General features: G+C 36.9%; 9 protein-coding genes and 1 tRNA gene. 6 read left to right on the top strand and 4 right to left on the bottom strand.

Annotated features, from left to right (window positions below; all coding sequences use genetic code 11):
* From PHP31_09075 to PHP31_09055, 5 genes are all read left to right on the top strand, one after another.
* Positions 1-1,301, top strand: a 1,301-nt coding sequence (locus PHP31_09075; GenBank protein ID MDD3739428.1) for a TolC family protein, incomplete at its 5' end; no start/stop codon positions are given.
* 39 nt (positions 1,302-1,340) lie between these two features.
* A complete protein-coding gene (locus PHP31_09070; protein MDD3739427.1) occupies positions 1,341-2,366 on the top strand; it encodes an efflux RND transporter periplasmic adaptor subunit in 1,026 nt (341 codons plus the stop codon).
* A 36-nt stretch (positions 2,367-2,402) separates the two neighbouring features.
* Positions 2,403-5,531, top strand: coding sequence for an efflux RND transporter permease subunit (locus tag PHP31_09065; GenBank protein ID MDD3739426.1), 3,129 nt, complete (start codon positions 2,403-2,405; stop codon positions 5,529-5,531).
* Between the two features lie 15 nt (positions 5,532-5,546).
* Positions 5,547-5,840, top strand: coding sequence for a hypothetical protein (locus PHP31_09060; protein ID MDD3739425.1), 294 nt, complete (start codon positions 5,547-5,549; stop codon positions 5,838-5,840).
* 119 nt (positions 5,841-5,959) lie between these two features.
* Positions 5,960-6,044 (top strand) — tRNA-Leu (locus PHP31_09055).
* Positions 6,045-6,092: 48 nt separating this feature from the next.
* On the opposite strand, the gene radC is transcribed toward PHP31_09055, so the two are convergent.
* Genes radC through PHP31_09035 form a run of 4 tightly spaced genes read right to left on the bottom strand, consistent with a single transcriptional unit; the run spans position 6,093 to position 10,384 of the window.
* A complete protein-coding gene (radC, locus tag PHP31_09050; GenBank protein ID MDD3739424.1) occupies positions 6,093-6,782 on the bottom strand; it encodes a DNA repair protein RadC in 690 nt (229 codons plus the stop codon).
* Positions 6,779-7,087 (bottom strand): thioredoxin family protein, encoded by a 309-nt coding sequence (locus tag PHP31_09045; protein ID MDD3739423.1) that lies wholly within the window; start codon positions 7,085-7,087, stop codon positions 6,779-6,781. Before PHP31_09045 ends, radC begins: the two co-directional genes overlap by 4 nt.
* 17 nt (positions 7,088-7,104) lie before the next feature.
* On the bottom strand, positions 7,105-7,878 hold the full coding sequence (locus PHP31_09040) for a TIGR02757 family protein (GenBank protein ID MDD3739422.1): 774 nt from the start codon (positions 7,876-7,878) through the stop codon (positions 7,105-7,107).
* Positions 7,879-7,927: 49 nt separating this feature from the next.
* The gene (locus PHP31_09035) at positions 7,928-10,384 is read right to left on the bottom strand and encodes a TonB-dependent receptor (protein ID MDD3739421.1); all 2,457 of its coding nucleotides are present in this window, start codon (positions 10,382-10,384) and stop codon (positions 7,928-7,930) included.
* Positions 10,385-10,533: 149 nt separating this feature from the next.
* On the opposite strand from PHP31_09035, the gene hydG reads away from it, so the two are divergent.
* The gene (gene hydG / locus PHP31_09030) at positions 10,534-11,970 is read left to right on the top strand and encodes a [FeFe] hydrogenase H-cluster radical SAM maturase HydG (GenBank protein ID MDD3739420.1); all 1,437 of its coding nucleotides are present in this window, start codon (positions 10,534-10,536) and stop codon (positions 11,968-11,970) included.
* Positions 11,971-12,615: the final 645 nt, after the last annotated feature.

Here is a 12,615-nt window from a genome sequence, read left to right as displayed (position 1 = left end):
ACCTTGATAAGGCTATTTCCATAGCATTATCCGAAAGTCATACTATACAAATTGACAGTTTGGAAATAACCAAGTTAGGATATGCTCAAAAAAAATCGTACGGCGGACTAATGCCTAAAATTGATTTGGCTGGACAATACCAAAGAACCATAAAAAAACAAACAATGTATATGGATAGAAAGTCGATGGGGTTTGGTGGACCAATGCCCGGCGATACTTCAGGTATTGCAATGCCCGACGATGACGAGCCGTTAGCTATCCAATTCGGGCGATGGAATATGTGGACAGGAGGCGTTAATGCTACACTGCCATTGGTTGTGCCATCGTTGTGGAAAAGCCTTGACTTAAGCGAAATTGATCTTACCTTAGCAGTAGAAAAATCGAGGGCTAATAAAATTACACTTATAAATAATGTAAAGAAATCTTTCTACTCGCTTTTGTTTGCACAAGAAACCTATAACGTTTTCAAAAAAACATACTACAAAGACTCGGTAAATTACAACAACATAAAAGCCAAATATGATCAAGGTGTGGCTTCTGAGTACGACATGATTATTGCTAAAGTTCAAATGCAGAATAATATTCCAAATATTTTGCAAGCAAAAAATATGATGCGAATTGCCGAATTGCAACTCAAAATATTTATGGGTGCAGACGATAATATTACGATAGCAGCGGTTGGTTCTCTTCAATTTTATAAAGATAATACCAATACGGATTTGACTAAATTGATAGAACCTAACCTATCTAACAATTCCGATTTAAAACAATTTGATATTCAGAAGCAAAAAGCCCTAACAGCCTTAGAAGTAATTAAATTGCAGCGCATGCCGTCTCTAATAGGAACATTCGGTTACAATTATATAAGCCAAAACGACGACTTTAAATTTAAAGACTACAAGTGGTCGCCCTACTCTACTGCCGGTATTACGCTTGCTATTCCGCTTTTCAACGGTTTTCAACGTCATTACGATATAAAACAAACCGAAATATCGCTGCAGCAATTAGACTTACAAAGAATTAATCTGAAAAGAAGTCTGCAACTTGGCGTAAAAAACAGCATTGGCATTATTGAAAACACCTTGGAACAATTAGAAACTGCAAAATCTACAATAGATATGGCAGAAAAAGGATACGAAATAGCGCTTAAAATGTACGATACAGGTCTGGCAACCATAGTTGAACTAAATTCTGCATCGTTGGCAATTACAAACACAAACTTAAAATATCAAAACATACTTTACGATTATTTGAACGCACAAGCCGACTTGGAGAAAATAATCGGTGAAAATATTGAATAAAAAAATCAGAATACAAAAAACAATAAAAATATTTTATAAATGAAAAAGGCAACATTTTTAATCATTATAGCAGGTATCATTTTTTCACTGTCGTCATGTAATAACGCCGGCAAAAAAGGCGACGAAGCTTCACAAGCAAGCGAAAAAGAAGCAAGAAAAGTTTACGTATCAAAAGTTGAGTTTCAACCTGTTGAGCAAAACGTTACGTTTACTGCAAACATAGAGTCGAATACAAAAAACAACATAGCTTCGGCAATACCGAGTCGTATAAGGAAAATAAATGTAGAAATTGGCGATAGGGTCAGCAAAGGACAAGTTCTTGTAGAATTAGACAAAAATAACTTCTTAAAACAAGAAGCGCAAATCACTAATTTTAAAGCCGACCTTCAGCGATACACCGAACTGTTGAAAGTTGGCGGAATATCGCAGCAACAAGTTGATCAGTTGCAACTTCAAATTAAAATAGCCGAAGCAACACTCGAAAATCTTGAAGAAAATACAATTCTGAAAAGCCCTATTAACGGAGTTGTTACGGCACGCAACTACGACGAAGGCGATATGCCTGCTCAATTCCCTATTTTAACGGTAGAAAGTCTTAATCCTGTTAAAGCAGTTATTAATGTTTCCGAAAAACATTTCGCACAAGTAAAAAAAGGTCAACCTGTTAAAGTTAAAATAGACACTTACAGCGACGAAGTTTTTAACGGTAATATTTCGTTGATATATCCCATCATCAATCAGGCTACACACACTTTTAGCGCCGAAATTTCAATACCCAATAATTCAAATAAAATTAAACCCGGTATGTTTTGCCGCGTTGAAATAAATTTAGGAACCAACAACAGAGCCTTAATAGACGATATGGCTGTGGTAAAACAAGCCGGAAGCAACGATAGATACGTTTTTGTTGTAAAAGATGGCAAAGCAGTCTACACAAAAGTTGAGTTAGGTGTCAGAATCGACGATAAGTATGAAATTGTTTCAGGTCTGAATCCCGACGATATAATCATTACCAAAGGAAACACAAGCTTAATTGACGGCACACCTGTAGAAATAATTAACTAAGTACCACAACTACAAAACTTTCTTAACTAAAAAAATATGAAATTATTCGAAACAGCAGTAAGAAAACCGATAAGCACGGCTCTTATATATATAGGCGTCGTAATAATAGGTATTATGTTTTTCTTTCAACTTCCTATTGACTTATTTCCGGAAATAGAATCCAATATGCTTACGGTTATTACCACGTACAACGGTGCAGGTGCCGAAGACGTTGAAACAAACATTACACGCCCGTTAGAAGACGTTTTAAATAGTACCGAAAACATAAAAAATATAACTTCCAGATCAAGCGACAACATATCATTAATAATATTAGAATTTAACTTTGGCACAAACTTAGATAATTCAGTAAATGACGTTAGAGACAAGTTAGATATTATAAAGAAGTTTTTGCCGAACGAATCCGAAGAACCTATAATCATGAAGTTTTCAACCGACATGATACCCGTATTGGTTATTTCGGCAACTGCTGACCAAAGTTCAAACGCCTTACACAAAATATTAGATAATGCTGTTGCCAATCCTTTAAACAGAATACCCGGTGTTGGAACCGTTTCCATTGCAGGTGCACCCGAAAGAGAAGTGCAAGTTAACGTTATACCCGAAAAGTTGGAAGCGTACAATATACCTTTAGAGCTTTTAGCTCGAAAAATTGCTCAGGAAAACGTAAACGTGCCTGCAGGTAGCTTCGATATTGGCACACAAACATATTTGTTGCGACTTGAAGGCGAATTCAACGAAAGTAGAGAAATAAACAATATTGTACTTGGAAACTTTAGAGGTCAGGTTGTATATTTAAGAGATGTTGCAACTGTTAATGACACAATTGAGTCGAGAGTTCAAGAAAGTTTTACAAACGGCAAAAAAAGTGCGACAATAATAGTTCAAAAGCAGTCGGGAGCCAATAGTGTGCAAATTTCTAAAAAAGTAAAAGAAACCTTACCTTTACTTCAAAAAAACTTACCGCCCGATGTTGAGCTAATGGTTGTTAACGATACATCCGAAAACATTGTTACTTCAATCAACAACTTAGCCGAAACGATATTATTAGCCTTTATTATCGTTGCTTTAATTGTTTTATTCTTTTTGGGCAGATGGCGTGCAAGTATCATCATTATAGTTACAATACCCGTATCTCTAATAAGTGCGTTTATATATCTGAGGGTAACGGGAAACACGATAAATATCATCACTCTTTCGGCGCTGTCTATAGCCATAGGTTTGGTTGTTGACGACGCAATTGTAGTACTCGAAAACATCACCAGGCACATTGAAAGAGGTAGTCGTCCCGACCAAGCATCCGTTTATGCTACCGAAGAAGTTTCGCTTTCGGTTATTGCTTCTACGCTAACAATTGTAGCAGTATTCTTACCAATGACAATGTTAGGCGGCTTTGCCGGAATTTTATTCAAACAGTTGGCTTGGATGGTTATTATTATCATAACCGTTTCATTGCTCGCTTCCTTATCGCTCACTCCTATGATGAGTTCAAAAATGCTACGAGCCGAACGCTTTAGAGGTGTAACTTCCCGATTTGATAGAGGATACGCTAAAACAATAAAACCCCTTTTAGACGGATTTGACAACGCTTACGGCAGATTTTTACGAGTTGTTGCCAACCATAAGTGGAAAACGCTACTTGTACTTGTAATCTTTATCACAGTTGTGCTGTTGTTTAGTTTGAGCAAACTGAAAACCGAATTTATGCCCAGCTCCGACAATAACTATATTGAAGCAGTTGTTGAACTGCCCACAGGAACACGCATTGAGATAACAAAAGAAACCTGCTTTAAGATAAATGAAATAATAAAAGAAAAATATCCCGAAATTCAGATAGTATCTTCAACATATGGTCCGGCATCCGACAAGAATACTTTTGCTGCTATGCAAAAAAATGGAACGAATATTATTATGTACCGAATGAGATTAATTGAACAAAAGTACAGAGACAAAACCATATACGATGTAGGTAATGAAATACGCAAAGACTTGTCGAACATGCCAGAAATCGCCAAGTTTCAAGTAATATCCGGAGGACAAAACCACTCAGGAATGGGTGCAGGTTATGTTGATGTTGAAGTATTAGGATACGATCTTAAAACCACCGACAGAATTGCCAATGAACTTAAAACCGAACTTGCCAAAGTCGAAGGATTGGTCGATATATACGTTAGCAGACAGGATTATCGACAAGAATATCAAGTTGTGTTCGATAGGGAAAAATTGTCTGTAAACGGTCTTACCATGAACGGAGCTGCTTCTGCTATCAAAAATAGAATTAACGGATTGGTTATGTCGAGATATCGCGAAGATGGCGACGAATACGATATTGTTGTCAGATACGACGAAAGATACAGGCAATCAATACAAGATATTGAAAACATTGTGCTGTACAACTCCGCTGGAAATAGCATCAGAGTAAAAGAGCTAGGTACAGTTGTAGAAAAATCATCGCTACCGCAAATTGAAAGGAAAAACAGAGAACGTATAGTTACGGTTAAAGGAACTATCCACAAAAGAGCTTTAAGCGATATTATTGAAGATGTTAATACCGTTATTGAAAAAACCGATATACCACCTGAAATTGGTACCAAAATTGGCGGTTCGTTTGAATTGCAACAAGAATCTTTTGCCGACCTCACGCTGTTGCTCATAATTTCTACTCTATTGGTATATATAATTTTGGCATCGCAGTTTGAGTCGCTTTCGTATCCGTTTATTATTATAACTACGGTACCAATTGCTTTTGTCGGCTCTCTCCTATCGTTGGTTATTACCAACACTCCATTAGGAATGATGGCATTTGTGGGTATCATTATCTTGGTTGGTATTATTGTTAAAAACGGTATTGTTCTCATCGACTATATCAACCTGAACCGCGAGCGCGGCGAATCTATAATTAATGCCGTTGTTAATGGAGGTAAATCCAGGCTACGACCTGTGCTTATGACTTCTCTAACAACAATTCTCGGAATGCTACCTTTGGCAGTAGGAACAGGACAAGGTTCGGAAATGTGGCAATCGCTAGGTGTAACGGTTATGGGAGGTATGACCTTTGCAACTCTACTAACATTGATTATTGTTCCTGCACTGTACACCATTTTCGGGTACAACGTTATGAGGCGCAGACGCAAAAAAATATTAAGAAAAATCAACACTAAATAATTTAATATTGCTGACATGAAAGCTGTAATGATAACATTTGACCAAGCTCACTATAAAGATATAGTCGATATATTAACGCACTTGAATCTACGTGGATTTACCAGTTGGAAAGAAGTTTTCGGCAGAGGCTCTGTCGATGGTTTTCCCCACTACGGAACTCACGCATATCCAAGTAAAAACAATGCTATTCTTACCATTATTGATGACAGTAGTGTTGAGCCACTTTTTAAAAGACTTGCAGAACTAAACTCCGATTACGAGAATTTAGGCTTAAGAGCTTTTTCGTGGAACGTAGAAGGCACGGTTTAAGTCATCTGTTGAACACATTTTAAGAAAATAATATAAAAATTGGTTTATTTTCATAAAAAGTTTTACTTTTGCAAACTCAAAAATTAATAAGAAATATTAATTTTACGTTCAAATAGGATGCCCGAGTGGTGAAATTGGTATACACGAAGGACTTAAAATCCTTTGGTCATTGCGACCGTGCCGGTTCAAGTCCGGCCTCGGGTACAAAAAAAGCCTCAAAAATTTGAGGCTTTTTTTGATTTATTTCTTCCACTAAACCAAAATCCCCTCATCGGCAAAACTAAAGTACGAATTATTGCCAATAATCAGATGGTCTAAAACAGGAATATCAAGAATTTGACCTGCTTTTAAAAATTTGCTCGTCAGAGTTTTATCACTCTCACTTGGTTTCAGTTGTCCCGAAGGATGATTATGAGCCAATATTACAGCAGTTGCATTGTTTTCGATAGCCGACTTAAATATCAATCGCTGATCGACGACGGTGCCTGCCATTCCGCCCTCGCTGATTTTTTCTATCTTAATCAGTCGGTTTGCCGTATTTAGCAACAAAACATAAAAACATTCTACACGCAAATCGCTTAATAAAGGTTTTAAGGCTTCAAAAGCCGACTTGCTTGTGCTAATTTGTTTCTGCTCAAGAGCCACTTCCAACGAACGCCTCCTCGACAGTTCCATTGCTGCACAAATTGTAACAGCCTTAGCCTCGCCTATTCCTTTGTATTTCATAAGTTCGGCAACAGAATAACGCGAAAGACTTGTCAAATTATTTCCGGCATCGGCATAAATACGCCTGCATAAATCAACCGCCGATTCTTCTGCATTACCCGAGCCAATGAGAATAGCTAACAATTCCACATTGCTAAGAGCCGCCGCACCCTTTGAAAGCAATCGCTCTCGCGGTCGCTCATCTTCTGCCCAACTTTTTATAGATTTTATTTTCATGAATTTAATAAGTTATTATATCTTTCAAATTTCGATTTCAACTCGTAAACAGAAATATTTCCAACTTCCCTTATATATTCTTTCCCATCAATATACAACAAAACCACAGGAACTGAAAAAACTCCGTAGCTCGCTGCTTTTTCCGGTTCTGTAACAGTATCTACAACGCAAAGCTCAAATTTTGGAAAACTTTCTGCAAGCATTTGTTCTATTTTGCCGCCCAAAACACGACAAACTCCGCAAGTCAGTTCGTTTTTAAAATAAAAAACTTCTACTTTTCCTTTTGTTTCATTTTCGCTACTCATAAATACATGTTTTCAAACTATAAAATTTTGTCGTGGCTCACGCCAAACAAAGCAAAATCGTATTTAATAGGGTCGTTACTATCAAGTTTTCGCAATTTTTCGGTTACTTCAACAACAGCATTCCAGTTGTTTTGATTTATGGTTAAAATTCCTATTTTCCTCGATGTGTTTGCCGTATGCAAGTCTAATGGTAGCATCAAGTCAGCCTGCGATATACCGTTCCACAATCCAAAATCAACACCATTGTCATCTTTTCTGACCATCCAACGCATAAACATATTTAAACGCTTAGCTGCACTGCCTTTCTTCGGATTTGCAATGTGTTTTCTTGTCCTGACAAGATGCGGCAACTCGAAGAAAACATCATAAAATTCAATAAAAACATCTTTAAAATTGCCGGTTTTTGAATAAGCATCGGTAAATACCTTTTCCAAACCACCTTTATTGGTGTATATGTTTTTGAGCGAGTGAACGAAATAAAGAGCATCATCACCCGAAAATGTTCGGTAATAAAACTTTATTATTTTCTTAAACTCTTCGTCGGAAGCATTGATGATGAAGTTATACGGCTCGTAATCCATCATATCAATCAACACATTCGACTTCTTTATTATTTCCGAACGCTTTCCCCAAGCCAATATCGATGCAAAAAAAGCCGATATTTCGATATCTTCCTTACGGGTAAACTTATGTGGAATGCTAATAGGGTCGTTTTCAATAAAACTGACATTATTGTATTTCAAATAATAGAAGTCTAAAAAATCTTTTAATTCGTTGTCGTTGCTAAACATGGCACAAAGATAATTATTCTTAGTCTATATTCTTCACGACAACAACATATTAGTTTATTTTAGCTCGTAGAGTTGCAAAAATATTTCTGCCGGGTGCACTTATTCCGCTTGCGAAATAACGATAATGTTTATCAAGTATATTTTCAACTCCAAAAAGCACATTGAGATTTTTTGAAATCCTAAAATCAACTTTAGCATTTAAAGTAAACCATGCCGGAGTTCCGTCTTCGGTGGCATACACAGGATTATCTTCGCCTGAAGCGCTGTACTCGTTCAATGGTTTTGCAAAATTGTAAACAGCATAAACTTCGGCTGTAATGTAATTGTGTATATATTTTAGAGAAGTTTTACCAAACATAGGCGGAATATGGTCTAAGGGACTTTTATCCTTATCGATAGTGCCTTTGGTGTAAGTCATAAAACTGCTGAAATGCAGAGATGGAGTTATATTTGCTAACACAAATGCCTCAAAGCCGTACAAGGTCGCACTTTGAGTGTTGCTCATAAATTGAATATGCGACATAACGCCTTCGTACATAATTGAATCGGAGCCGTTGATTGTTGTGTTTTGTAGCACAAAAGCATCGAAAAGTTTTGTGTAAAAGCCGGTTACTCCAAAATTAAATGCATGTCCTATGGTTTTTTCAACGGTAAGTTCGGCATTAGCAACCTGCTCGGGTTTTAAGTCAGGATTAGGAATTATCAGCAGTTTGTCGTCGGAGTTCGAATCGTTTATCTTTCCGACATCGTCAACATTAGGTGCTCTGAAACCTGTTGAAACATTTGCCTTTAATCGCCAATCTCTGCCGGGCAAGTACACAAACCCTAAGGCACCATTTACTGTTTGATTTTTTTGAGATATTACGCCTGTTATCGGAAAGTCAGCTAACTGCAGCATTTCAGGCGTATATTCCGAATTTAAAGTAACGTAATTATATCTTAAACTTTGCGAGAAAATAAATTTATCGCATATGTCCCATTTGTGCGACAAATACGCCGCTGCGTGAAACATATTGTTCAATTTGTCGGGATACCTAGAAATTGCAGTTTTGGTGATTTCTCCTGTTTTTACATTCTCGTGGTAAGCATTGGAATTTACAGTATTGTAAATAAATTCAATACCGTAGTTGATTTTATTTTTAGCCGTAACTTGCTTGTAAAAATCTGTATTAAAAGTGTACTGATTAACAGTTTCTTCCTGATGTCGTTTCTTACTTTTTCTAAATCGCCTGTTAATCCTATCCTCGCTAATATTTTGATACGCCATGGTAACGTCCATTTCGTCGAACAACAAATAATTGTTTGTTAATGTTTGTTTTACCGAAATTAAAGCTCTTTTTTGCGGACCATAGTACCATTCGGCGTATTTGGGGATATTTCCATCAAAAGTATTTAGTCGGTCGTACCTAGGCACATCGGTTGTGTTTGAATATTGAGCATTGACAAGAACACTGTACTTTTCGCATGGTTTGTACAACAACTTGGTAAACAAATCAAATTGCTTGTAACCCGATTGTTTTTGCACAAGCGGATCGGGATTAGTGATTACGGAGTCGATATTATTGATGCGTTCAACGTAATACAAACGTTTTCCCCAATCGCCGTATTTTTCATCTCTAACACTACCTTGTCGCAAATCGCCAATGGATTTAGCAGTAACACCCGAAAGCAAAGCAAACTTTTTAGTTCCTACGTTTATTCTAAAACTTTGCATGTAATCGTTGGCTGCCGAGCCATATCGTAGAGACAAGTCGCCGTTCACAAGTGTTGTATCGTTACCCGACAATTGCGGATTTTTTGTAAAAAAGTGCATAACTCCGCCCATAGCATCGCTGCCGTACATTATCGAACCCGGTCCGTGCAATACCTCAACACGTTCTAACATTTCCGGGTCGATTGTAATGACATTCTGCAAATGTCCGGCTCGATATATAGCGTTGTTCATCCTAACTCCGTCGATAACAATCAGCAACCTGTTGGATTCAAACCCTCTGATAACAGGACTACCTCCTCCTAACTGACTTTGCTGCACAAATACCTTACCGCTACCACGCAATAAATCGGCGCTGCTTTGCGGACTGATATCTCTGATTTCTTTCGTCTCAATTATGTCAATCTTATTGTAAGTCCGCTTAAGCAATTCGGCTTTCTTATTCTCAATTAAAACAAATTCCTTCAAATTAATTAAGTTCTCGTCTAAAACTATTTTATTTTTCTTGCCTTTAATTTCCAAAACACTAACACTCTTATTGTAGTACGAAACGTGACTTATAGTCAGAATATCGCTGTCTGAAAAATTATCAATCCTAAATTCTCCTTTTGAATTACTAATCACCACTTTTGAGCTGTCGTTATTATACACATAACAATTTTCAACAGGCTCTGATGTACTTTTAGAAACAATAGTTACAGTTTGAGATAATAAGTTGCTGGAATTGAAAACTATGATAAAACCTAATAAAATCAAGGCTTTACAAGTTACTGCAATTTTATGTTGTTTAATCATATTTGTTGATTTTTGTAAAAATCACAAAGCTAAGCATTTTTTTTAATTAAGTAAGCGATTTAAATAATAATAAAAATCGAGTTTTGTACATATATTTGTGGGAAAATTTATAATTTCGCAGGTTGATTAAAGATTAAAATTGTAAAAAAATGAAATTTTATCCCGAAGAGTGTAAGATACCCGATAAAAGGATGCAACCTTTTATTGATGCCGACGAAATATGGGAACACCTTAATAACGCCGAAGCAACACCTGAAAATGTTGAAAAAGTAATTCAAAAATCATTAAACAAAAACAGACTTACATTAAGAGAAACTGCAATACTCATTAATGCAAACACTCCCGAACTAGTAGAAAAAATTAAAGCCGGTGCAAGAAAACTAAAAGAAATGGTTTACGGAAATCGTATTGTTTTGTTTGCTCCGCTTTACATTGGAAATAAGTGTATTAACAATTGTTCGTACTGCGGTTTCAGGACAGGCAATAAAGAAGCAATCAGACATACGCTAAGCGACCAAGAAATTGTTAGAGAAGTGGAAGCATTGGAAGACAACGGACAAAAGCGTTTGATTTTGGTTTATGGCGAACACCCTGCCTACAATGCCGAATACATTGCTCATACTGTAAGATTGGTTTATTCTGTGAAAAAAGGAAACGGCGAAATAAGACGTGTTAATATTAACGCCGCTCCCTTGTCGATTGAAGATTTCAGAACGGTGAAAGCCGCAGGAATCGGAACTTATCAAATTTTTCAAGAGACCTACCACCCCGAAGCATACAAAAGATACCATTTGGGTGGCAAAAAAACCGACTACAACTACCGTCTAACTTCCTTGGATAGAGCTCAGGAAGCGGGAATTGATGATGTTGGCATTGGTGCTTTACTTGGGCTGTACGATTGGAGATTTGAAGTAATGGGATTGGTTAGACACACAAACCACTTTGAAGCATGTTACAACGTTGGTCCTCACACTATTTCGTTTCCACGTCTGAAAGATGCATCTTCGGCTTCTTTCGACAAAGCTTACGATGTTTCCGACGAAGATTTTACAAAATTGGTTGCAATACTTCGTTTGGCTGTGCCATACACAGGTTTGATACTTACCGCTCGCGAAAATCCAGAAGTAAGAAAAGAAGTAATGAAATTTGGCGTTTCGCAAATTGACGGCGGTACAAAGCTTGAAATAGGAAGCTATACCGAAAGCTTGAACGAAGAACAAAATCTGAACCGTGAACAATTCCATATTGGCGACTCCAGATCGTTGAACGATATTATTAACGAACTTTTAGATTCCGGTTATTTGCCTTCGTTCTGCACAGCTTGCTACCGATTAGGAAGAACCGGCGAACACTTTATGGAATTTTCAGTACCCGGATTTATAAAGAGATACTGCTCGCCGAACGCAATTCTAACTCTTACCGAATATTTGGAAGATTACGCTCCGGAAGAGACCAAAGCTAAAGGGTACAAGGTTATTGAAGAGAACTTAAAAAAATTAGAAGACGATAGCTATAAAGTAAACGTTACGGAGATTAGAAATAGGATTGAAAAAATTAAAAAAGGCGAAAGAGATTTGTATTTTTAATTACTGTATCTTCACAGCTTCCTCGATTATATAAATTGATAATTAGCTTTTTACAACGAACTATTGTTTGCCGTTGGCTGTTGGCTTTTAGCCATTGGCTTTATGCCATAGCAACCCCTATAAGGCTTTTTTTGTAATCAATAAGCTTTTATGGTTTCAATTTTGTTTCTTTCATTTTCTTTGCTTGTCCAAAGAAAACGAAACAAAAGAAAAGACACTTTTTACAAGGAATTTTTTATTACCTTTAGGCAATAAAAACCGTATAAAAGAAACTAAATTTCTTACAAGGATTCAGAAATTTTTAACGTTTCTTTTATACATATTCTGCGTAAAAAGGATTTTAAACAAGTGAAATTTTATCCCGCTCGCTTCTGCAAAGCAAGCGAGCAGCGATTATAAGAATTTGCTGGAAAAATCGCTAAATATAGGGTTCGGTGCTTACGCACCTTTAATGTAATAATAATTTATACTATAAATTGTTCGGTGCTAACGCACCTTTTTGCACTTTGATCAGCCATAAAACTACACGACACACGACACGCAACACGCAACACGCAACTCGCAACACGCAGCACGTACCGCCAAAAGCTAAAATCTAAAAACCTCTTCAATCTTCAAGCCATCCCAATTCCCACCGCTCGCTCG

The organism is Lentimicrobiaceae bacterium (assembly GCA_028697555.1).
GTDB lineage: Bacteria > Bacteroidota > Bacteroidia > Bacteroidales > UBA4417 > UBA4417.
Note: the sequence above shows the minus strand (reverse complement) of the source record. Positions and strands in the feature narration are given on the sequence as shown.

Bases quoted from the DNA above. Each gene is read 5' to 3' on its own strand.
- PHP31_09060 (MDD3739425.1), top strand. From the start codon at position 5,547: ATGAAAGCTGTAATGATAACATTTGACCAAGCTCACTATAAAGATATA.
- PHP31_09040 (MDD3739422.1), bottom strand. From the start codon at position 7,878: ATGTTTAGCAACGACAACGAATTAAAAGATTTTTTAGACTTCTATTAT.
- radC (MDD3739424.1), bottom strand. From the start codon at position 6,782: ATGAAAATAAAATCTATAAAAAGTTGGGCAGAAGATGAGCGACCGCGA.
- PHP31_09070 (MDD3739427.1), top strand. From the start codon at position 1,341: ATGAAAAAGGCAACATTTTTAATCATTATAGCAGGTATCATTTTTTCA.
- PHP31_09035 (MDD3739421.1), bottom strand. From the start codon at position 10,384: ATGATTAAACAACATAAAATTGCAGTAACTTGTAAAGCCTTGATTTTA.
- PHP31_09065 (MDD3739426.1), top strand. From the start codon at position 2,403: ATGAAATTATTCGAAACAGCAGTAAGAAAACCGATAAGCACGGCTCTT.
- PHP31_09045 (MDD3739423.1), bottom strand. From the start codon at position 7,087: ATGAGTAGCGAAAATGAAACAAAAGGAAAAGTAGAAGTTTTTTATTTT.
- hydG (MDD3739420.1), top strand. From the start codon at position 10,534: ATGAAATTTTATCCCGAAGAGTGTAAGATACCCGATAAAAGGATGCAA.